Source organism: Acinetobacter sp. NIPH 2100 (assembly GCF_000369805.1).
In the GTDB taxonomy this organism is placed as follows: domain Bacteria; phylum Pseudomonadota; class Gammaproteobacteria; order Pseudomonadales; family Moraxellaceae; genus Acinetobacter.
In genome coordinates this window covers 125,293-146,569 of record NZ_KB850224.1, presented here as the reverse complement: position 1 = coordinate 146,569, position 21,277 = coordinate 125,293, and the positions used below count along the sequence as shown (strand labels likewise).

Genomic DNA, 21,277 nt, shown 5'->3' with positions numbered 1-21,277 from the left:
ATAAAAGGGAATCTTCTATGCGTAAATTAGACCGGATTGATCGCCTGATTTTAGATATTTTGCAACGTGAAGGTCGAATTGCGATCAGTGAACTGGCATCACGTGTGAACTTATCCACCACCCCTTGCTCAGAACGAGTGAAGCGCTTGGAGCGTGAAGGCATCATTGTCGGCTACTATGCCCGACTCAACCCCGCTTATGTCGACCGTAGCCTGTTGGTGTTCCTCGAAATCAAACTTTCCGCCAAATCTGGCGATGTATTTGATCAAGTGGCGCGCGATTTGGTGGATATTCCTGAAGTGTTGGAATGCCATCTGATTTCAGGTGAATTTGATTATCTGGTGAAAGCGCGTTTAAAAGAAATGAGTGCCTATCGACGCTTATTAGGCGATTTATTAAAAAAACTGCCTGCCTCTGCCTCTTCACATAGCTATATCGTGATGGAAGAAGTCAAAGAGTCTTTATATTTAGATATGGGCGTATAACCTATAATCAGATACCTCATAACAAAAAAGCCCAGATTGAAGGGCTTTTTTGTTTGATCAGACTGAGAAGGTTTACTCATCTTCGTCGTAAATATAGCTCATACACCCCCAGCCATCATATTCACCATTGAATTCTTTGGCGATCTTGGTCATCCATTCTTCCAAATCGGCAATATCTTCATATTCCAAAATCATGTTGACATGAATATTCAACACCCAAAGGTCTGATCCATCGGAATGTACTTCTTCCTGAAAAAGTGAAATTTTTTGTTCTTGATGTAAAAGATGCAAGGCACATTTTTCAACCTGTTCTTGTTTTTCAAAAACAATCGAAAATTCGACTTCATGTGGCTCGTTGAGTTCATTGCCATCTTCAACCATCTGCCATAGCACGTTGCCATTATCATTGTCTGGGAATTGGTCATAATCGCGAGTCATATAAATATCCTTTGTTGTGTTTTGGACTTGATATTTGGCTATAGATTAGCCGATTTTTATGTCATTTTTTAGATGGATTAATAGCAATATTGTAGTCAAAAAATGATCAAAGTAAACGTCCTGAGACTACTGTGTTTCAGCTTAAGACAATGCCAAGCACCACTTGATCAAGGCACGCTATTCCATTTTCATAGATGGGTTCTGGATAGTCTTTAAACACATCACGCTCAATATGCGACAGACGAAATCCACATTTTTGATAGAGTGCCAATTGATCCAGACTTGAGTTACCCGTCTTCACCCATAAATGATGCAGATTTAACTGTTTGGCATACTCAATCGCATGCTGAATCAATGCTTTAGCCAAGCCCTGTCCTTGATAGCTTTCGGCCACTGTCAAATTCTTAATTTCAGCTTGATCATCCGTTTCGAGTAAACAAAGCTGAGCAATGATCTGTGCTTGGGCATTCAGCATCACAAAAAGCTTTGCGTTAAATAAATATGTTTCGATCTCCACCCAACTTGGATCAGCCACCAACAACATTGGCTTTAATTGTGCTTGTTGTAAGTGTGACAATGTGCTCCAGAGAACGGGTTGAATTGAATACATGATCTTGCCTGTTTATTGTTGTCTTTTAGAATCTTACCTCAGAATGGATTTCAACGGCATGCCGCTTAAGTGGATGCTGAAATGCCAGATAAGCAGCATGCAAGGCCATACGTTTTAAATGAAACTTGGCAGGTTCAGGATGATAGAGCTTATCTCCCATGATCGGATGGCCAATATGCATCATATGCACCCGCAGTTGATGCGAACGGCCTGTGACAGGCTCCAAACGCACGCGGCTTTGATCACTTACTGCATCATATGCCATGCATTGAAACAAGGTTTTGGCTTGCTTCCCCAACTCAAAATGGACGATCTGACGTGGACGATTTTCCCAATCGGTAATCAATGGTACTTCAACACTGCCTTCTGACTGAATGTGCCCCTGTACCAATGCCACATAGTATTTCTTGACGGTTCGTGCCTGAAACATTTTACTAACGGCAACTTCTGCTTCTCGATGCTTGGCAAACATCAATAGCCCTGAGGTTGCCATATCCAGACGATGGGTGACTTTGGCCGCAGCATATCGCTCCAGTACCCTTAAATAGGCACTGTCTTGATGCTCAGGTAGACGCCCCATCACGGACAATAAACCTGCAGGCTTATTGATCACCAGCAAATCCTCATCTTCATACACGATGTCTAAAGGATCTTGCGGCGGCGCATAAATAAAGTTGTCATTTAAAGGCATAGAGAGCTAAACAAATCAAGCAAAGACAAAAACAGCAGCGATTATAGGCGTCCCAAATAGTTTCGCAAACATTGATTTATCCTATTCCCTTAAACGAGTTAAGATAAGGTTTTGAGCGCTTTAGTTAACCTTTCTTTGTAGCGTTGTTCCAAGCTTTCAATATCCCGATTGAGAAAGGCAATCAGGTAATCTTTTACCCGAGCAAGGCTGAGCTGTTTAAATGAAATGCTGTCTTTGCTTTTACGTGTCACCAAACCAAATAAGTCTTTTTTGGGAATGATCACAGCAATATCACTGTCCAGTTTAAACTCCAGTTGTTGTGATTTGGCATAGGCATCGAGGGTAATTGAAATCGTCTGCTCTGTACGATGATCACTGACAATAAAACTGGTATCCGCCCCATTGAGTTGTAATTGACGAATGAGCTGCTGACGCCAAGCCATCTCGTCAAATTTACTTAAAATCGTTGCCAAATCAAATGTACCAATATGATCGATTTCATTTCGATTCATCTGATGCGGATAGCGGATTTTAAGCTCGAACTCATTCATACGGGTACTGACCTATTGCTGTAATTTTTTTGATTTTTTAAATATGGAAATAATTATATCATTTTGTTTTTTAATATAAAAATATCGATTTCTATTCGAAATATTGAGATTACAGGATTTATTTCACATTCAATTTTAACTTTCTTGATCTAGTTTTTATTTTTTCGATCTGATTATTATTTTCTATTTGGTTAAATTTTTTAGGGTATCAAGGGAAAACAGAAGGTTGTTTACTTCAACACCTATGACTTTGTAAGCCATAACCTTTGCCTATAAACTTTTGATCTATAGCGTCCTAAGCCGAATCGAGACCTTTTGGGTTGATACACACTTGCTTTGTAAGCATCGGTGCATGCTGCTCTTTTCGATCCCTTTCACACCCTTGAGACATAGTTTAGGCAGATCGCGCTGGGATTGTTTTCCTAAAAACAGCTATTTTTAGCCATCAATGAAATAATTTTGCATATCTAATTAAAAAATGTAAAATATCTTCCATATTCAGTAAAAAAATACGATTTATATTCTGATAAATTCAAAATTACATGTGTATTTTTTCAAATACAGCTTTTGATTTAAGCCCAAATCACCATAATCGCGGCGACAATCACCAGCCACAGGCCTAAATGATCAGTTTTGGCGAGTTTCTCTTTAAAAAAGAAAGCTGAGATCAATAGACTGAATAGAATTTCTACCTGACCCAGTGTTTTGACAATCGCCACGGTTTGCATACTCATGGCACTAAACCAGCCGACTGAAGCGAGAAAACTACAGATACTCACTCTCAAGGTCAGCCCAACACGCTGCCACATTTTATACAGCGTCGGTCGGCTAAAAAATCCAAGGTAGATCAGTAATACGATGCATTGAAAACTAATCAGACTGCACAGTACCCAAGCCGCACGATGTAAGAATGGCAACATACTCAGCTCTAAACTGGCTTCACGCACCAATAAAGAGGTAATGGCAAAACACAGACCGCTACCGAGTCCAATCATTAAGGTTTTTAGGGAAAGATCGGACTGTTGCTTGCCTTTACTGAGTAAAAATACCGCCAGTGCCCCAATCACCACTCCAACCCAACCCCAAGTACTGAGATATTCCTGTAAGAACAGCACACCGACTAAGGCTGCCAAGATCGCTTCACTTTTGGCGAGCCCCACGCCAATAGCATAGTTCTTTTGCTGAAAAAGTTTCACCATCAAGGCAGTGGCATAGATCTGGCTAATGCCGGCAATCACGATATACAGCCAAAATTTATCGGAAAAATGCACGGAAGCGGTGACGGGCTGATGCAGATAGAGAAAAGCCAAATAGCTAAAGGCAAAAATGGGTGAAAAGATGAATCGGGCCAGTGTGGTGCCATAGACATCCACGGTGGTACTGAGTTGTTTTTGAAATGCATTGCGCCAAGCCTGCATAAATGCAGCCATGAGAGTGAACAGAATCCAAGTGATCATCATAAGCTTGAACGCAATACCAAAAGTGAAGCTAATTTACGCTGTTCTGACTGGTTTTTCGATAGTCGTCAGTGCTTAAAAACTTAAATCATCAAAGTCTTTCACTTTAGACAGATAGATCGGTGCCTGATTGATTTTGCTCCATGTTTCTTTAAATCTCGGCTCCGCTTCTTCATCTTCACTCATATTTTTCCGTATCACTTTTTTGCCTGTTAAAAAGTTAATACTGGTTTGGCTTTGAATGAGGGGGCCATGATTGCTTGAATCATCATAGCCAATCAGACGCAGATCACTGCCTTCTAACCGAAACAGATAACTCCAATAACCATAACGTCCATGCGAATAATAAACACTCAATAGATTATTTTTAATTTCCATCCATAACTCAGGTGGGAAATAGACGCCACCATCTTCATTTTCTGAGCTAAAACAATTGAGGTTGCTGACAATAGCTTTGTATTTGCCTTTTTGATTCAGCAATACAATTACACCACGGCGGTTGCGGTCTAAATGTCCACGATATTCATCATGTACAAAGGCTTTGGGATCAGTGGCTTTGACGATCAGTACCACATCCTTCAAACCATCTTTATTGAGGTCGCCTTCAATGGCTTGAAAGAGTTGATATTTCGCTGGGATATAGGCTTTATAGGTGACTTTATCTTTGCGTAGTTTCAGTTCTTCTGCTGTCGGTTGTTGTTGAGCAAAGGTTATTTGCGGAAGTATAGATAGGCTTGAAAATGCTAATAATGCGGCAATAAGTTGAGTCTTTATCATCTTTTTATTTCATCATTCAGGTTGTTATGGGTGCTATTTTTTTATAAAGAATGGCTGACTTGCTCTTGGCGTTTTGCATGAATCCAACGTGCGGCAACAATAATAAGAATAATCACCGCGACTGTAATCACCACAGGCATGATAAAGGCCAAAATCGATAACACGACCGAACCAATCAATTCACCTGTCGAGATCACAAAATTACCCAGTCCACCCGTGGTTGCCGTCGAGACACCCCGTGCTGCTACGGTACTCATTTGCACCACGCCTGCTGTTCCACCACCGACAATCAATGCCGCGGCCCAAGTCGCAAACTGGGACATTTCTCCACTACTGACCGCCATTGTGGTCAGTGTTCCTGCCACCACAGCCGCAGGTGTAGCAATGGTATCTAATAGGTTATCTACCCATGGGACATAATAAGCTGCAATTTCACAGATCGTAGCAAAGCCCAGCGCCATACACACCGATGGAAGTGCCAGCCATTCAAAGCCTTGGGCAGGTTGATACCATCCCATGAGGGTAGCAATGCTCATCGCCAATAGCGGCACAAAGACACGAAAACCACAGGCTGCGCTGAGTCCAACGCCAATACAGAGTCCTAAAATTGTTTCCATCATGGATTACCTTTCTATGCCTATGACAGGTCTTGTTATTTAAATCTTATTTTTAAGGTAACAAAAAGCCCTATCAAGGGATAGGGCTTTTATTCAAACAGTGGGTAACTGTTTGGTATTTTGCGGCTTAGGCATTCTTACTGTTGAATTGATTGCCAAGGCATTTGGTACACGGAGGTAAACGATCAGTACCAATTTCTAAATAGGTGCGGTGTCCGCATTGAACACAAAAATAGAAGCCTGTTCCAGGTTTTTCGCCAGCAGTTACCATCTTTGCTCTCCATAGATTTTAGAAATGGTACATATACTATAACGTGATAGTTTTGATTATTTATTGACCTTTCCGACGGGTGGTGATGGCGGAAAGGTGAAGAGTGAAATTTGAATGTTTCTCTCTAGAAATCTTGAAAGCTGTTTGAGAACAGAACATATTCAGACATAAGCAGTCTAAGATATAAAGAAGCTCAAATATAATTAGTGACTTAAATTTAGATTGGATACCATGGTATCTGACTGCCTATAGATTCACTTGCTAGTCGCTCTAGACATTCATATCCATCAATTTCCATATTAAAAAAACAGCAAAAAGACATCATTAGAATTATTGAAAAATAATAAAAGCTCCATTTTAGAATGGAGCTTAAAAAATCAAGCAACACAATAAATTTCAGGAATAATATTTATTTCTTTAGCAGCGTGAACAAAAGAAGAGATTATCCAAAAAATTTGAGGAATTTGCGCCCCTACTTTATTTCCATTTTTTATCTTTTCAAACTCAACCTCAAGTTGACTTTTTGATAAAAAAGTACAGCAAATCACACATTTTCTAATTAAATGAGGATCTTTCTGCAATTGAATAATAAACTGCATTAACTCATTCATATTACCTTTTCGGCAACGAGGTACTGAACTTCTTACATTTGGACCATTGTAAGTCCTAGAAAATTTATCTTGTTTAGTCTCAAGTAGAGTATTAGTAAACCACATATAACCTAGATTCTTAATAGCTTGTCCAACCACCTCATGTAAATCACTAGCAGAATTTGCCACTTGTTTATATTTAGAATGTATAAAAATTACCGATTTATCTTGCTCATCAAAGATTATGTGATCTGCCCATTCTCCTCCTAGGTCATCACATAGAATAAAATCAGCTGTAGAATGTATGTTCTCTACTATCTTGAACACTGACGTATCTTCGAAATCTGTTGATGAACTAATCAAATTACCTTTTTCTGAGGTAGCATTACTCAACTCAGTTTTTACCTTGAATATTTCCAGTAAGCTATCAATTTGATTAATTCCAGATGTATCTTTATAACCCCTACCTCTAGAATACATATATGAGTAATCATCAAAGCAAATACTAAATGCTTTTTTCTTCATTATTATTTGCTGAAATGTTTGTTCAACATTACTTGAATCGGCAACAATAAGTTTTTTTAAAAAATCAGAGTCTAAAGTTATAGACTTATTATTAATTTTTAACAATTCTCCTTTTTTAGCATTAAGATTTAAATTTTGATCAATCTCATATACTTCCGAAATTTTTTCTGCAATGTAATTTTTAGCTTTACTATTTAATGGTTGTTTACCACCTTTTTTTAATATTTTATGTATAACTATTGAGTCATCTAAAAAAATACTTTCCAAGTCAGAGAATTCAATCATAAAAGATATTGGTTTTTTATCTTTAAGATCTTAAAATCCTACTGCTTTAGCAAAATTATTTAAGAAATTTACTGTATTTCCCGTCTTAAAATTATGTATTTGTGCTTTGGCCCATAAAGCTAAATCCTTTATACTTTCTCTTTGGCTAAATTCATTTATCCTTCCACTTGATAAGTTAATTGACTGTATCACACCTTTGCTCTGTACCTTTACATAATAAGGTATAGATCGTCCCGCAGTATGTATTGACATAGCTCCATTTAGATTCTCAGCTTCATAACTACGTGACCTAATAGCTTTACTAGAAACTGTCATAGAGCGCGTGGCTAGCTTTTGAAACTCTGTACTATTGTCAAATGTATTTACTAGAGTATCAAAACTAATTAATGACATTTTTTCATTAACTAGTTCTTCGATTGGAGCACATGACTTTTTAAAAATAGCTATATATCCATCAACCTCAATTAACAAAAGGTATGCATGTATAATATCTTTTAAACTAGAATCATTAAAAAAATAGACTGGCTTTTCAGTACAAAACACTATTACAGAATAATTAAAATCTACATCATCATTATTTACTTTCTTTACTTCTTTAACTATAAATCGTGAATTACTCCTTTTATTCTTAGAAGCCTCCACAAATAAATCATTAATAAATTTTTTTGTTAATTTTACTTTAGGCTGGTAAAAGTGACAATTTCTCGTTAACTGTATTCTATGCGTCATAAATCTTACTCTAAAAAAAACCCCACATAAATGTAGGGTTTTCTTTAAACAGAATCAATCACTTTCAGATCAAAGTATTACGCCACTTGACCTTCTAGAAAGTCTTGTGCAAAACGCTGTAATACCCCACCCGCTTCATAAACAGAAACTTCTTCTTCTGTATCTAAACGGCAAGTCACAGGCACTTCAACAATCTCTTCCTTACCATCCGCTGTGGCACGCTCAATCACCAAAGTTAAAGTCGAACGCGGTGCAATATTACCAATCACGCTATAAAGCTCCGTACCATCCAGCTTTAAGGTTTTACGGTTCACACCCGGCTTAAACTCAAGCGGTAAAACACCCATACCCACCAAGTTAGTACGGTGAATACGCTCAAAACCTTCGGCAACAATCGCTTCAACACCTGCAAGACGAACACCTTTCGCTGCCCAGTCACGGCTTGAACCCTGACCATAATCCGCACCCGCCACAATGATCAACGGTTGCTTACGGTTCATGTAGGTTTCAATCGCTTCCCACATACGCATCACTTCGCCTTCTGGCTCGACACGCGCTTTTGAACCCTGCTTAATGGTGCCGTCTGAACGAACCACCATTTCATTAAACAATTTCGGATTCGCAAATGTTGCACGTTGCGTGGTTAAGTGATCACCACGATGGGTTGCATAAGAGTTAAAGTCTTCCTCAGGCACACCCATTTTCGCCAAATATTCACCAGAAGCACTGTCTAACACAATCGCATTCGATGGAGACAAGTGATCGGTGGTAATGTTGTCACCCAAGATCGCAAGCGGACGCATATTGGCTAAAGTACGTGGTGCAGCCAATGCCCCTTCCCAATATGGTGGACGGCGAATATAGGTACTCATCGGACGCCAATCATACAGTGGGCTTGCCGCTTCTTCATTGACACCCAAATCGAACATCGGAATGTAGATTTTACGGAACTGCTCAGGCTTCACTGCTTCTTTCACAAGCGCATCAATTTCAGCATCAGAAGGCCAGATATCTTTCAGATAAATTGGATTACCGTCTTTGTCATTTCCGAGCGAATCTGTTTCGATGTCAAAACGAATGGTTCCTGCAATCGCATACGCTACCACAAGTGGCGGAGATGCCAAGAACGCTTGTTTTGCATATGGATGGATACGACCATCGAAGTTACGGTTGCCCGAAAGCACGGCAGTCGCATACAAGTCACGCTCAATGATTTCTTGTTGAATCACTGGATCAAGTGCGCCCGACATCCCATTACAGGTGGTACATGCGTAGGCAACGATACCAAAACCAAGTTTCTCCAGATCGCCTAATACGCCTGCTTCTTCAAGATACAGCGCAGCTGCCTTAGAACCCGGTGCAAATGATGATTTCACCCAAGGTTTACGTACCAACCCGAGTTCATTGGCTTTACGTGCCAATAGACCTGCGGCAACAGTGTTACGTGGGTTAGAAGTATTGGTACATGAGGTAATTGCAGCAATAATCACGGCACCATCAGGAATTAAACCTTCTGCTTCTTGTGCTTTGGCAAGATCCAAATTCCCTGCAATGCCTTTTGCTTTCAAATCAGCCGTAGAAACACGTGCATGCGGATTTGATGGGCCTGCAATGTTACGGGTCACTGTTGAGAGATCAAAACGAAGTACACGTGGGTACTCAGCTTGAGTCATATCTGATGCCCAAAGACCAATTTCTTTGGCATATTGCTCAACCAATAGCACTTGCGTATCTTCACGACCCGTCAGACGTAAATAGTCGATGGTGTTCTGGTCGATATAGAACATCGCAGCAGTTGCGCCATATTCAGGCGTCATATTTGAGATGGTGGCACGGTCGCCCACAGACATGCTGTCAGCACCTTCACCGAAGAACTCTAAATATGCACCGACGACACGCTCTTTACGTAAGAATTCGGTTAATGCCAAGACGATATCCGTTGCAGTAATACCAGCTTGACGCTGACCTACAAATTCAACACCAATGATGTCTGGAAGACGCATCCAAGACGCGCGACCGAGCATGACGTTTTCAGCTTCTAAACCACCTACACCGACTGAAATGACGCCAAGTGCATCAGTATGTGGCGTATGTGAATCTGTACCGACACAAGTATCTGGGAATGCCAAGCCATCACGGTTTTGAATCACTGGAGACATTTTCTCCAAGTTGATCTGATGCATGATGCCGTTACCCGCAGGGATCACGTCGACATTTTTAAAAGCGGTTTTAGTCCATTCAATAAAGTGGAAACGGTCTTCGTTGCGACGGTCTTCGATTGCACGGTTTTTCTCAAACGCGTCTGGGTCAAAGCCACCGAATTCGACTGCCAAAGAGTGATCCACGATCAACTGGGTTGGTACCACAGGATTGACCTTGGAAGGATCACCGCCTTTGTCGGCAATCGCATCACGCAAACCAGCAAGGTCTACCAATGCGGTTTGACCCAAGATGTCATGACAAACGACACGTGCTGGATACCAAGGAAAATCGAGATCCTGACGGCGTTCGATCAACTGGGTTAAATAGGCTGTTAAATTCTCGGCATCAGCTTTACGCACCAGCTGTTCAGCGAGCACTTTCGAGGTGTATGGCAGCTTTTCGTATGCGCCTGGCTGAATATCTTCAACGGCTTGACGCACGTCATAATATTCGAGCTGGGTACCTGCCAGCGGTTTACGATATGTTGTGTTCATTAACCACGCTCCGCCAATGGTTTAAATTCAAGATTTTCAGGACCGGTATAGTTCGCGCTTGGACGAATGATCTTGCCGTCTTGACGTTGCTCAATCACATGTGCAGACCAACCCGCAGTACGAGCAATCACGAATAATGGGGTAAACATCGCAGTTGGCACGCCCATCAAGTGATAGCTCACCGCGCTGAACCAGTCGAGGTTCGGGAACATGTTCTTCACTTCTTTCATCACGGCTTCTAAACGTTCAGCGATCAAATACATCTTGGTATTTTCTTGTGCTTCACCAAGTTCACGCGCCACTTTCTTGATCACTTCATTACGTGGATCAGAGATCGTGTAAACAGGATGACCAAAGCCAATAATCACTTCTTTTTTCTCAACACGGCTACGGATGTCTGCTTCTGCTTCATCTGCATTGTCATAACGTTGTTGAATCACGAACGCAACTTCATTGGCACCACCATGTTTAGGACCACGCAGCGCACCAATACCGCCTGTGATTGCTGAGTACATATCTGAACCTGTCCCTGCCACCACACGAGAGGTAAATGTAGATGCGTTAAACTCATGCTCTGCATACAGAATCAATGAGGTGTGCATGGCTTGAATCCATTCTTCCGATGGCGCTTCGCCATGAAGGAGATGCAAGAAATGTGCAGCAATCGAGTCATCATTGGTTTCAACTTCAATACGACGACCGTTGTTGCTGAAGTGATACCAGTACAACAACATTGAGCCTAGGCTTGCCATTAATTTATCAGCAATGTCTTTTGCGCCGGCTTCGTTGTGGTCTTCATGTTCTGGTGTTAAACAACCGAGCACAGATACACCCGTACGCATCACATCCATTGGGTGTGCAGATGGTGGCAGTTGCTCAAGCGCAGTTTTCAATGCTGCTGGTAAGCCACGGAGTGCTTTTAATTTTGCTTTATAGGCTTTGAGTTCTGCTTTGTTTGGAAGTTTGCCGTGTACCAGAAGGTGTGCCACTTCTTCAAATTGGCTGCCGACTGCAAGGTCAAGAATGTCATAGCCACGGTAGTGTAAGTCGTTGCCGCTGCGGCCTACGGTACAGAGTGCAGTGTTGCCTGCAACTTGTCCGCTGAGTGCAACTGATTTTTTTGGTTTGAAGCCTGTTGGCGTTTCATTACTGCTCATAAGATTGTCCTTTTTATATCCTTGGGTTAAAACTTATAAAGTTCTTAATCTCCCTAAATCCCTCTTTCCAAAGAGGGACTTTCCACCAACCCTAGATCATCCAAGATTTAGGTGATTCCCTTCTTTTTCAAAGATGAGGAACGCGGTTCCGCAAGGGGGAGATTGTTTGACTTATTTATTCTTCGCAAAAGTTCCATCAAGATACTGTTCAAACGCATGGTAGTTAATGCGTTCATACAATTCTTGGCGGGTTTGCATGGTATCGACCACATTCTTTTGCGTGCCTTCTTTACGCAATGTCTCATAGACATTTTCTGCGGCCTTGTTCATGGCACGGAATGCAGAAAGTGGATAGAGTGCGATACTGACATCGGCAGAAGCCAGTTCTTCAGTGGTAAATAATGGCGTAGAACCAAATTCAGTGATATTGGCTAAAACAGGCACTTTGGTCGCATTTGCAAATTGCTTATACATTGCCAATTCAGTGATTGCTTCTGGGAACAGCATGTCTGCACCTGCTTCGATATAAGCACCCGCACGGTCAATTGCAGCTTGTAAGCCTTCAACCGCAAGCGCATCAGTACGTGCCATGATCACAAAGCTGTCATCGGTACGTGCATCGACTGCGGCTTTGATACGGTCTACCATTTCTTGCTGGGTCACGATGGCTTTATTTGGGCGATGACCACAACGTTTAGCGCCAACCTGATCTTCGATATGCATCGCAGCAGCACCGAACTTGATCATCGACTTGGTGGTACGTGCGATATTAAACGCAGATGCCCCAAAACCTGTATCCACATCGACCAACAATGGCAGATCACACACATCGGTAATACGGCGTACATCGGTCAATACATCATCAAGGTTACTGATACCCAAATCAGGTAAACCCAAAGAACCTGCCGCAACACCACCACCAGACAAGTAGATCGCTTTATAACCTGCACGCTTTGCCAATAAAGCATGGTTGGCATTGATCGCACCCACCACTTGTAATGGTTTTTCATTTGCGACCGCGTCGCGGAATAGCTGACCAGCAGACTGTTTAGCCATGTTGTTGTTCTCCTTGATTTTGTAGCAATGTTTGCTCAACAATTTTGTAGGATGCATTGATGTGACGGTGCATCAGCATTTCAGCCAGCTCACCATCACCTTCGGCAATCGCATCTAAAATGCGGATATGTTCGTCCCAAGCTTTGCTCGGGCGATCTGGGGTATTTGAAAACTGGATTCGATACATACGGATGAGGTGATAGAGCTCATCGCATAACATTTTTTCTAGGGTTTTATTGCCACTGCTTTTGATAATGCAGTAATGGAAATCGTCTTGGCCTTCTTGCAGATAGTAGCCTTTACCTGCTTTAAAATTTTCATCTTCGGCATGCATACGCAATACATCACGCAAGGCCAGAATCTGTTTTTTATCAATATGCTGAGCGGCCAACTTGCAGGCCAAGCCTTCTAAAGAAGCGCGAATTTGATAGAGTTCTTGAAACTGTTGCAGTGACAATGACACTACACGGGCACCGACATGGGCAGTACGCTCCACCAGTTTCTGTCCTTCCAGACGATGAATCGCCTCACGTAAGGGGCCACGGCTAATGCCATACATCCGTGCCAATTCTGGTTCTGATATCTTGCTGCCCGCAGGGATGTGTCCCAACACAATTGCCGATTGAATTTGCTTAAATACGTGTTCCGTCAGGGTCATTCCCAGACTTGTGCTGAGGGCTTGAGGAACAAGTGTATCTTGCATATTGTCGACAATCTCTACGGTTTTGATGATTTTATAACGAGATAAAAGAAAAAATGCAATAGGATTGTCGACAATAAATCCGACTGATACTGTCAATCCCATTCACTTGATAAGCTTCGACTGTCGGTGGAAATACCGCCTCAAAATTCAAATAAAAATAGATAAAACAATAGTTTAAATACGTCATTATTTATCATTCAGCAGTGAGCTTTCATATATTTAGCCATCTTATACTTTTAATGCTACGACCATGGTATGACAGCTTGATTGTAGACAATCCTTATAATGGATTCATCCCGACAAATTTTGTAAGTAAATACTGCACCAAAATGTAAATAACTGCGTGCTTCATGCAGTCTTTATTGATACATTATTGGGCATCAAAGGTTCCGCTCCTGAAGCGCCAACCTCCCCAGACATCTATGCACTTTGTTGAAGAAAAGGACATTGTTAATGTTTCAACATATCCCACCTTATGCAGGCGATCCAATCCTTTCACTGATGGAACAGTTCAATGCTGATCCACGCGCTGAAAAGGTAAACCTCAGTATTGGTTTGTACTATAACGAAGACAGTATCGTTCCTCAGCTTGATACCATTATCGAAGCACAAAAACGTATTGCCCCTAAAAACACACAAACCAAGCTTTATTTACCAATGGAAGGTTTCAAACCTTACCGTGATGCGATTCAAGCGTTATTGTTTGGTGCAAATAGCCCTGCAATTCAACAAGGTCGTGTTGCAACAATTCAAACGCTTGGTGGTTCTGGTGCATTAAAAGTCGGTGCAGACTTCTTAAAAACCTACTTCCCGAATTCAGAAGTTTGGGTAAGCCAGCCAACTTGGGATAACCACGTTGCGATCTTCAATGGTGCAGGCATCAAGAGCAACTTCTACCCGTACTTCGATGCTGAAACACGTGGCGTTGATTTTGACGGGATGTTGTCTACTTTAAAAACATTGCCAGAACAAAGCATTGTGTTATTGCACCCATGCTGCCACAACCCAACAGGTGCAGACTTGAACCCAGCACAATGGGATCAAGTGATTGTGGTATTAAAAGAACGTAACCTCATTCCATTCCTCGACATCGCGTACCAAGGTTTTGGCGATGGCATGGAACAGGATGCCTATGCCATTCGTGCTTTAGACCAAGCGGGTCTGAACTTTATTGTCAGCAACTCGTTCTCTAAAATCTTCTCACTTTACGGTGAGCGTGTTGGCGGTTTGACTTTCGTATGTGACGATGCTGAAGCAGCAAAATGCACATTCGGTCAGTTGAAAGCAACAGTACGTCGTATCTACTCTAGCCCACCAACAACAGGTGCATGGTTGGTTGATCAAGTGTTAAATGACGCTGATCTCAATCAACAATGGCAAGGCGAAGTGAAAGAGATGCGTGAGCGTATTATCAAAATGCGTAGCATCTTGAAAGATGAGTTGACTAAAGCACTTCCTGAGCGTGACTTTAGTTACCTTGTGAACCAAAAAGGCATGTTTAGCTACACAGGTTTAACGGGCGAGCAAGTCGATACATTGCGTGAAGAATATGCAATCTACTTGGTACGCAGTGGTCGTATCTGTGTTGCAGGCCTCAACATGAACAACGTTTACAAAGTTGCGAAAGCAGTGGCTGAAGTTTTAGCAAAATCTGCTGCAACAGCTTAAGTTGTAACGCATAAAGAAGGCGCTTGAAGCGCCTTTTTTATTTCCTGTTTTATTTAAAGTCAGGACTTGGCCTTGCCCCAATACTTCAATTTAGAGGTCTGTCCAATCCCGACATTAAAACAATTATTCGGATCAAGTTTCTGGTAGAAATTGGCCAATGCAGGCTTGGCAATATACAAATGACCGACATTATGCTCGGCTGGATATTCAGCGCGGCGAGCATCCAGCAAATGCCACATTTTGTGCTCCATCGCTAAAGGATCATTGCCTTTTTTAATGATGTAATCCTGATGAAAGACATGACAGAAAAAGTGCCCATAATAAAGCTTATGAATAATTTGCTGTTCCATCTCCGCAGGCAATTGCTCGACCCATTCACGGTCATTGCGACGTAACGCGATGTCTAATGCCACAATATCTTCAACCTCATCCCGATGGGTATCACGATAACGAATCGCTGCGCCTGCCACCGCAAAACGATGCAAAAAGGCTTTACGCCCTTCATCCGCATCACAGAGAAAGAAATTACCCGAAGCATGCACCGCAAAATAGTCTTGTAAAAATTGCTCGGTCTGGGCTTTGCAGTTATTTTCAACGCGTAACATCAAATGATGCTCATAACGATCGCGATATTCTGTCATCCGTTTCGGTAAATGACTCGGTAGCAAGGCCGTGATCGCTTGTAAAATATGATCGGTCAGCCCTTTGATTTTAAATTTTTCTAAAAAACCATCGACCTTATCTTTCAGTGCGAAGGCCTTCGGCACATTGGCTGTGCCAAATTTTTCAATAAAAAGAAAGGTATCCTTACCGTATTTTTCACCAATATGATACGCATCGCGGTGAATGTATTCCCCTGCGATCGGTAAGCTTGGCAATGAAGTCAGTAAATAACGACGGATCGCGGTCAGGTCGTCGGCATCATTTGTGCCAATATAAAATACGCTGCTCTCCACCTTTTCATAGGTATCCAGACGTACCGCAAACACGCAGACTTTCCCTGCTGAACCTGAGGCTTCAAACAGGCGCGATGGATCAGCATTAAAACGAGCAGGGCTATCGGCATCGACTTGGGTGACATCTTGCGCATAACGCTGATCGGATGCCTGTTTTTCTGCATCATCTAAAATATCTGTGGTTTGATATTGTTGTTGCTCTAAACGGGTCAGGATTTCTTCAGGACTCGAACCTAAATTTACACCTAGATGATTCACCAATTCCAACTGACCTTGGGCATTGACCTGTGCATACAGTGCCAACTCCGTATAAGCAGGTCCACGACGCACCAAGGCACCGCCTGAGTTATTACACACCCCACCCAATACCGAAGCACCAATGCAGGAAGAACCAATCACCGAATGTGGTTCCCGATCATAGCCTTTCAATAGCTGTTCCAGATTATCCAAAGTCGCCCCAGGCAAACAAATCACTTGTTTACCGTCATGAATCACTTGAATGCCCTTTAAACGGCGCGTACTCATCACCAACACAGGCCGGTCATAATCATCGCCATAGGGTGTTGAACCACCGGTCAGCCCTGTATTGGCGGCTTGCATGATGACAATACAATCTGCATCAATCGCCGCTTGCAGCACCTGCCACTGTTCCAGCAAGGTACCCGGGATGACCACTGCAAATACTTTGCCTTCACCAAAACGACGACCTTGACGATACTGCCGTGTACTTTGATCATCACTCAGCACATGCTGACGCCCAACGATCTGCTGTAAACGATCAATCACCGTTTTTGGGGAAAATGCTTGCACGATGGCTCCTTTAGATCATCCATTTATAAAATTAGACCAACACGACGGAGTCTTACCGTTTGTCATTTATCATTTGAATAGCTCATTCTCTAATTTGAATCAGCCTTGTATTTACTATCGCGGTTGGCGGCAAGGATGCCGCCTGCTTCGATGCGGTAGCAAGGACGTACCGTCATCGCAGCAAAGGTTTTTAGTTACTTTTGACCTTTCAAAAGTGACAAACGCCTCTACACTAGAAATATGCAAGTCACCCAATGATGAGGCAGTGATAACTGCATCACTTAGAAAATTATTCTTAAAAACTTTGTTTAATTGCCTGTACCAAACAATCTGCATTAATCTCCTGAATCGACTTAGCACCCGTCAACGTCATCGCCACCCGCATTTCCTTATCAATCAGATCGAGCAAGTTTGATACCCCTTGCCCGCCTGCCGCCGCCAAAGCATAGATAAAGGCACGGCCCAATAACACCGTATCCGCCCCAAGTGCCAACATCCGCACCACATCCAGACCATTACGAATGCCAGAGTCCGCCAAAATCGCCAGATCACCCTTCACTGCGTCAGCAATCGCAGGCAAAGCACGTGCAGAAGACATCACGCCATCGAGCTGACGACCACCATGATTGGATACTACGATGCCATCTGCACCAAAGCGCACAGCATCTTTAGCATCTTCAGGGTCCAGAATGCCCTTGATCACCATCGGGCCATCCCAAAACTCACGAATCCACTCCAGATCTTTCCAAGAAATCGACGGATCAAAGTTAGAGCCTAGCCAGCCGATATAATCCTCAAGCCCTGTCGGTTTGCCTAAATACTTAGAAATATTACCCAAATCATGTGGACGGCCACACATGCCGACATTCCATGCCCAATGTGGATGCAACATCGATTGTAGATAACGACGCATGGCCGCATTTGGACCGCTCATACCTGAATGTGCATCTCGATAACGCGCCCCTGGTACAGGCATATCCACGGTAAACACCAATGTCGAACAACCTGCGGCTTTAGCACGTTCCAAGGCATTACGCATAAATCCACGGTCACGCAACACATAGAGCTGGAACCACATTGGGCGATTAATGGCAGGTGCAACTTCTTCGATTGGACAGACCGAAACCGTCGACAAGGTGAATGGAATGCCTTTTTGATCTGCTGCCACTGCCGCCTGAACTTCTCCGCGACGCGCATACATACCCGTTAAACCCACGGGTGCCAATGCCACAGGCATCGACAAGGTTTCATTAAACAGTTTGGTTTCCAAACTGAGTGTAGACATATCGTTCAGCACCCGTTGACGCAAAGAGATGTCAGAAAGGTCCTGTACATTGCGTTTTAAGGTATGTTCCGAATAGGCACCACCGTCGATATAGTGAAATAAAAATGGCGGTAAACGACGTTGTGCCACAACGCGATAATCATTGCCAGAAGAAATAATCATTTTGAGTCAACTCTTGTTAAACGTGTTGCACGTTTCTGGCGAGCTTCATCTTCGTCCAGAGCACGTACATGATTAATCACAAATTCAATATGACCACACACCGCTTGGCGTGCAGCCTCTGGATCTTTACGATCAATCGCATCCATCACCTGAAAATGCTGCTCACTGAGCAAATCACCATTGACAGGATCGTTATAAACTTTCTTGCGTCCAAGTAAGACGTTGTATTGCAACAAGTCAAACAAGCCGCGCATCATCTGAATCAGCACAAGATTGTGTGAGGCTTCTGCAATCGCCAGATGAAATTCTGCATCTGCAACGGCAGCCTGAGCTGAATCTCCCGCATTTTGATGGCGGCTAATCTCATCAAAATAATGATGGATTTTGGCACGATCTTCAGGCGTAGAACGTAATGCTGCATACCACGCAGTTCCACCTTCCAGTAACAATCGGGCTTCTTGTACATCAAAACGGTACAGCGGATCTTCTTCAATCAAGTTACTGATTGGATTCACAATCAACTGTTGTGACCATTTTTCTGGCAATTGCTGGATATAAGTCCCATCACCACGGCGGCTACTGAGCACACCCTGACTGTTCAACTGCTGGATCGCTTCACGTAAGGATGGACGAGACACTCCCAAGCTGGTTGCAAGCTGACGCTCAGCAGGCAAACGATCACCTTTTTTCATCTGGCGCTGCTCAATGAGTGCCTGTAACTTCATGACCACTTGATCGGAGATTCTCATCACATTTCCTTGATTAGCGTTATGGAATCATCCACGGTACCAGATAAGCCTGAACCGTGACGATGATGCCAACAAAGACAGTAAATATGATGCTATGTTTTACCGTGAAACGGAACAAGTCAGATTCTTTTCCAACCAATCCCACCGCGGCACAGGCAATCGCAATCGACTGAGGTGAAATCATCTTGCCCGTCACGCCACCACTGGTATTGGCTGCCACCAATAAGACTTCTGGAATCCCAATTTGTTGTGCTGTGGTCGCTTGTAAAGCCGAAAACAAGGCATTCGATGAAGTATCTGAACCCGTCAGAAATACACCCAGCCAGCCCAAGAATGGCGAGAAGAAAGTAAAAGCATGACCTGTATGCGATAAAGCTAAGGCTAGCGTCGCAGAAAGGCCTGAATAATTGGCAATAAAAGCAAAAGCCAACACCATCCCAATCGAATAAATTGGCGTTTTTAATTCATTCAATGTTTCGCCAAAGGTGGTGACCGCCTCACGCGTTTTCATTTTTAGGAAAATGATGGTGATGATGGCTGCAATGAAAATAGCCGTACCTGTGGCAGAGAACCAGTCAAATTTATAGACCGCTTCATAGGCTGTGGTTTCAGGCACAATCGGGGCCATTTTTTCTACCAGCTTATGCAGATAAGGCACTTCAATTTTAAAAATCCAGTCCGCCAATGCCCCATGTTTGGCAAACAAGGCCTTAAATGGTTGCACACTCCAGATGGTCACCATCACGGTTAAAATCATAAACGGTGACCATGCTTTGGCAATCTGCGCGACGCTATAGCGTTGTGGGGTATGCTCTGCTGAGGTTGTATTTTGTGGCTCCACACCCTCAAAACGGAAAATATGCTTCGGCTTCCAGACGCGGAATAACAGGGTGAGACTGACCAGTGACGCAATCGCAGCGGTAATATCAGGCAGTTCTGGCCCTAGAAAATTCGAGGTCAGGTATTGTGCAATGGCGAAGGCGCTCCCACCAACCAGTACCGCAGGCCACGTCTCTTTCACGCCACGCCAGCCATCCATGATCGCCATAATCCAGAACAGCACAATGATAGTTAGAAAAGGCAACTGGCGACCCACCATTTGGCTAATTTCCATGGTATCGACACCAGATACCTGCCCTGCCACAATAATCGGAATCCCCATCGCACCAAAGGCCACAGGCGCAGTATTCACAATCAGACATAGCCCAGCCGCATAAAGCGGCTTAAAACCTAGTCCGACTAATAATGCCGCGGTAATCGCAACTGGTGCACCAAAACCTGCCGCACCTTCAAGGAAGGTCCCAAAGGCAAAACCTACCAGTAGCATTTGTAAGCGTTGGTCTTCGGTAATCGATAAAATACTGGAGCGAATGACATCAAATTGCCCTGTTTTTACTGAAATTTTATACAGAAAAACGGCACCGATAATAATCCACGAAATCGGCCACAAACCGTAAATAAAACCATAAACAACAGAAGCAAATGCCATTTCAACGGGCATTTGATAAAAGAATAAAGCAATCAGCATGGCAATAATCACGGTACAAGTTCCCGCAACACTGCCCTTCATACGGAATACGGCCAAAGCCAAAAAGAAGAAAATAATCGGGATCAACGCAACTGCGCTGGATAACCAAATATTATTTAAAGGATCATAAATTTGTTGCCACACATTTAGCATTCTCATCTCCTTGAAATGCTGGGCGTCATTTTGTTTTCACTTCGATGTTTAACGAATTTTCTCAATATTGGTATGACCAATATTTAATAAAAAAAGCAAATCACACTTATTTGCAATATTTACGCATCTTAATTACATGAATTATCAGGATCAACCCTACTAAAATGAAAATAATTGGTATTACCAATAATAATTAAGCTAAATCAAACCTGTTCCGTTACTGTACTTATTTCACATTCGACTAAAGTCTGATAAAACATCTGCCTTCACGGCCCTTTATGGCAACTATTCGGGGTCAAACTCAGCTCAGATCACCCGATAAAGAACT

At 42.8% G+C, this 21,277-nt stretch carries 20 protein-coding genes; 2 read left to right on the top strand and 18 right to left on the bottom strand.

Annotation, left to right across the window (positions count from 1 at the left end; genetic code table 11):
- Nucleotides 1–17: 17 nt before the first annotated feature.
- Nucleotides 18–485 carry an Lrp/AsnC ligand binding domain-containing protein gene (locus tag F887_RS17215; RefSeq protein WP_005154359.1) on the top strand — a complete coding sequence of 156 codons (468 nt, stop codon included), beginning with the start codon at nucleotides 18–20 and terminating at the stop codon, nucleotides 483–485.
- 72 nt (nucleotides 486–557) lie between these two features.
- Here F887_RS17215 and F887_RS17220 read toward each other — a convergent pair whose 3' ends face one another.
- The 14 genes from F887_RS17220 to F887_RS17270 all read right to left on the bottom strand — a co-directional run bounded on the left by F887_RS17220 (nucleotide 558) and on the right by F887_RS17270 (nucleotide 13,638).
- Nucleotides 558–923, bottom strand: a complete 366-nt coding sequence (locus tag F887_RS17220) for a ribonuclease E inhibitor RraB (protein ID WP_005290906.1) — start codon at nucleotides 921–923, stop codon at nucleotides 558–560.
- A 136-nt stretch (nucleotides 924–1,059) separates the two neighbouring features.
- Nucleotides 1,060–1,533: a GNAT family N-acetyltransferase gene (locus F887_RS17225; protein WP_005290904.1), complete on the bottom strand. Its 474-nt coding sequence runs from the start codon at nucleotides 1,531–1,533 to the stop codon at nucleotides 1,060–1,062.
- Between the two features lie 25 nt (nucleotides 1,534–1,558).
- Nucleotides 1,559–2,224: a pseudouridine synthase gene (locus tag F887_RS17230; protein WP_005290899.1), complete on the bottom strand. Its 666-nt coding sequence runs from the start codon at nucleotides 2,222–2,224 to the stop codon at nucleotides 1,559–1,561.
- A 98-nt stretch (nucleotides 2,225–2,322) separates the two neighbouring features.
- A complete protein-coding gene (locus F887_RS17235; RefSeq protein ID WP_005290897.1) occupies nucleotides 2,323–2,775 on the bottom strand; it encodes a hypothetical protein in 453 nt (150 codons plus the stop codon).
- A 572-nt stretch (nucleotides 2,776–3,347) separates the two neighbouring features.
- On the bottom strand, nucleotides 3,348–4,235 hold the full coding sequence (locus F887_RS17240) for a DMT family transporter (protein WP_005290895.1): 888 nt from the start codon (nucleotides 4,233–4,235) through the stop codon (nucleotides 3,348–3,350).
- 72 nt (nucleotides 4,236–4,307) lie between these two features.
- Nucleotides 4,308–5,009 (bottom strand): hypothetical protein, encoded by a 702-nt coding sequence (locus F887_RS17245; RefSeq protein ID WP_005290892.1) that lies wholly within the window; start codon nucleotides 5,007–5,009, stop codon nucleotides 4,308–4,310.
- Between the two features lie 41 nt (nucleotides 5,010–5,050).
- Nucleotides 5,051–5,626, bottom strand: a complete 576-nt coding sequence (locus tag F887_RS17250) for a DUF4126 domain-containing protein (protein WP_032862686.1) — start codon at nucleotides 5,624–5,626, stop codon at nucleotides 5,051–5,053.
- A 127-nt stretch (nucleotides 5,627–5,753) separates the two neighbouring features.
- Entirely contained in the window at nucleotides 5,754–5,897 is a 144-nt protein-coding gene (locus F887_RS18190; RefSeq protein WP_004637424.1) for a zinc ribbon-containing protein, read from the bottom strand.
- 377 nt (nucleotides 5,898–6,274) lie between these two features.
- Complete coding sequence (locus F887_RS18120) at nucleotides 6,275–7,297, bottom strand: hypothetical protein (RefSeq protein ID WP_005290888.1); 1,023 nt, start codon at nucleotides 7,295–7,297, stop codon at nucleotides 6,275–6,277.
- A gap of 30 nt (nucleotides 7,298–7,327) precedes the next feature.
- A complete protein-coding gene (locus tag F887_RS18115) occupies nucleotides 7,328–8,026 on the bottom strand; it encodes a hypothetical protein (RefSeq protein WP_005290884.1) in 699 nt (232 codons plus the stop codon).
- Nucleotides 8,027–8,103: 77 nt separating this feature from the next.
- Complete coding sequence (gene acnD / locus F887_RS17255; protein ID WP_005290882.1) at nucleotides 8,104–10,722, bottom strand: Fe/S-dependent 2-methylisocitrate dehydratase AcnD; 2,619 nt, start codon at nucleotides 10,720–10,722, stop codon at nucleotides 8,104–8,106.
- Nucleotides 10,722–11,879 (bottom strand): bifunctional 2-methylcitrate synthase/citrate synthase, encoded by a 1,158-nt coding sequence (gene prpC, locus F887_RS17260; protein WP_005154324.1) that lies wholly within the window; start codon nucleotides 11,877–11,879, stop codon nucleotides 10,722–10,724. The genes acnD and prpC overlap by 1 nt, the downstream gene beginning before the upstream one ends.
- A 171-nt stretch (nucleotides 11,880–12,050) precedes the next feature.
- Entirely contained in the window at nucleotides 12,051–12,935 is an 885-nt protein-coding gene (gene prpB / locus F887_RS17265; RefSeq protein WP_004773358.1) for a methylisocitrate lyase, read from the bottom strand.
- Complete coding sequence (locus F887_RS17270; protein ID WP_032863040.1) at nucleotides 12,928–13,638, bottom strand: GntR family transcriptional regulator; 711 nt, start codon at nucleotides 13,636–13,638, stop codon at nucleotides 12,928–12,930. The genes prpB and F887_RS17270 overlap by 8 nt, the downstream gene beginning before the upstream one ends.
- A 453-nt stretch (nucleotides 13,639–14,091) precedes the next feature.
- Between F887_RS17270 and F887_RS17275 the strand changes: the two genes are divergently transcribed.
- Nucleotides 14,092–15,306 (top strand): amino acid aminotransferase, encoded by a 1,215-nt coding sequence (locus F887_RS17275; RefSeq protein ID WP_005290875.1) that lies wholly within the window; start codon nucleotides 14,092–14,094, stop codon nucleotides 15,304–15,306.
- A 59-nt stretch (nucleotides 15,307–15,365) separates the two neighbouring features.
- Here F887_RS17275 and dld read toward each other — a convergent pair whose 3' ends face one another.
- The 4 genes from dld to lldP form a co-directional block, all read right to left on the bottom strand.
- Nucleotides 15,366–17,072 (bottom strand): D-lactate dehydrogenase, encoded by a 1,707-nt coding sequence (gene dld, locus F887_RS17280; RefSeq protein ID WP_005290871.1) that lies wholly within the window; start codon nucleotides 17,070–17,072, stop codon nucleotides 15,366–15,368.
- Nucleotides 17,073–17,367: 295 nt separating this feature from the next.
- Nucleotides 17,368–18,519, bottom strand: coding sequence for an FMN-dependent L-lactate dehydrogenase LldD (gene lldD, locus F887_RS17285; protein ID WP_005290866.1), 1,152 nt, complete (start codon nucleotides 18,517–18,519; stop codon nucleotides 17,368–17,370).
- Entirely contained in the window at nucleotides 18,516–19,268 is a 753-nt protein-coding gene (gene lldR / locus F887_RS17290; protein WP_005290863.1) for a transcriptional regulator LldR, read from the bottom strand. The genes lldD and lldR overlap by 4 nt, the downstream gene beginning before the upstream one ends.
- 19 nt (nucleotides 19,269–19,287) lie before the next feature.
- Nucleotides 19,288–20,955, bottom strand: coding sequence for an L-lactate permease (gene lldP, locus F887_RS17295; RefSeq protein WP_171067376.1), 1,668 nt, complete (start codon nucleotides 20,953–20,955; stop codon nucleotides 19,288–19,290).
- Nucleotides 20,956–21,277: the final 322 nt, after the last annotated feature.

Excerpts from the sequence above, each read along its gene's own strand:
- F887_RS17225 (WP_005290904.1), bottom strand. The coding sequence starts at position 1,533 with ATGTATTCAATTCAACCCGTTCTCTGGAGCACATTGTCACACTTACAA.
- lldD (WP_005290866.1), bottom strand. The coding sequence starts at position 18,519 with ATGATTATTTCTTCTGGCAATGATTATCGCGTTGTGGCACAACGTCGT.
- F887_RS17235 (WP_005290897.1), bottom strand. The coding sequence starts at position 2,775 with ATGAATGAGTTCGAGCTTAAAATCCGCTATCCGCATCAGATGAATCGA.
- F887_RS17230 (WP_005290899.1), bottom strand. The coding sequence starts at position 2,224 with ATGCCTTTAAATGACAACTTTATTTATGCGCCGCCGCAAGATCCTTTA.
- prpC (WP_005154324.1), bottom strand. The coding sequence starts at position 11,879 with ATGAGCAGTAATGAAACGCCAACAGGCTTCAAACCAAAAAAATCAGTT.
- F887_RS17250 (WP_032862686.1), bottom strand. The coding sequence starts at position 5,626 with ATGGAAACAATTTTAGGACTCTGTATTGGCGTTGGACTCAGCGCAGCC.
- F887_RS18115 (WP_005290884.1), bottom strand. The coding sequence starts at position 8,026 with ATGACGCATAGAATACAGTTAACGAGAAATTGTCACTTTTACCAGCCT.
- F887_RS17275 (WP_005290875.1), top strand. The coding sequence starts at position 14,092 with ATGTTTCAACATATCCCACCTTATGCAGGCGATCCAATCCTTTCACTG.
- F887_RS17220 (WP_005290906.1), bottom strand. The coding sequence starts at position 923 with ATGACTCGCGATTATGACCAATTCCCAGACAATGATAATGGCAACGTG.
- lldP (WP_171067376.1), bottom strand. The coding sequence starts at position 20,955 with ATGAGAATGCTAAATGTGTGGCAACAAATTTATGATCCTTTAAATAAT.
- F887_RS17240 (WP_005290895.1), bottom strand. The coding sequence starts at position 4,235 with ATGATGATCACTTGGATTCTGTTCACTCTCATGGCTGCATTTATGCAG.
- lldR (WP_005290863.1), bottom strand. The coding sequence starts at position 19,268 with ATGAGAATCTCCGATCAAGTGGTCATGAAGTTACAGGCACTCATTGAG.
- F887_RS17270 (WP_032863040.1), bottom strand. The coding sequence starts at position 13,638 with ATGCAAGATACACTTGTTCCTCAAGCCCTCAGCACAAGTCTGGGAATG.
- prpB (WP_004773358.1), bottom strand. The coding sequence starts at position 12,935 with ATGGCTAAACAGTCTGCTGGTCAGCTATTCCGCGACGCGGTCGCAAAT.
- F887_RS17245 (WP_005290892.1), bottom strand. The coding sequence starts at position 5,009 with ATGATAAAGACTCAACTTATTGCCGCATTATTAGCATTTTCAAGCCTA.
- acnD (WP_005290882.1), bottom strand. The coding sequence starts at position 10,722 with ATGAACACAACATATCGTAAACCGCTGGCAGGTACCCAGCTCGAATAT.
- F887_RS18120 (WP_005290888.1), bottom strand. The coding sequence starts at position 7,297 with ATGATTGAATTCTCTGACTTGGAAAGTATTTTTTTAGATGACTCAATA.
- F887_RS17215 (WP_005154359.1), top strand. The coding sequence starts at position 18 with ATGCGTAAATTAGACCGGATTGATCGCCTGATTTTAGATATTTTGCAA.
- F887_RS18190 (WP_004637424.1), bottom strand. The coding sequence starts at position 5,897 with ATGGTAACTGCTGGCGAAAAACCTGGAACAGGCTTCTATTTTTGTGTT.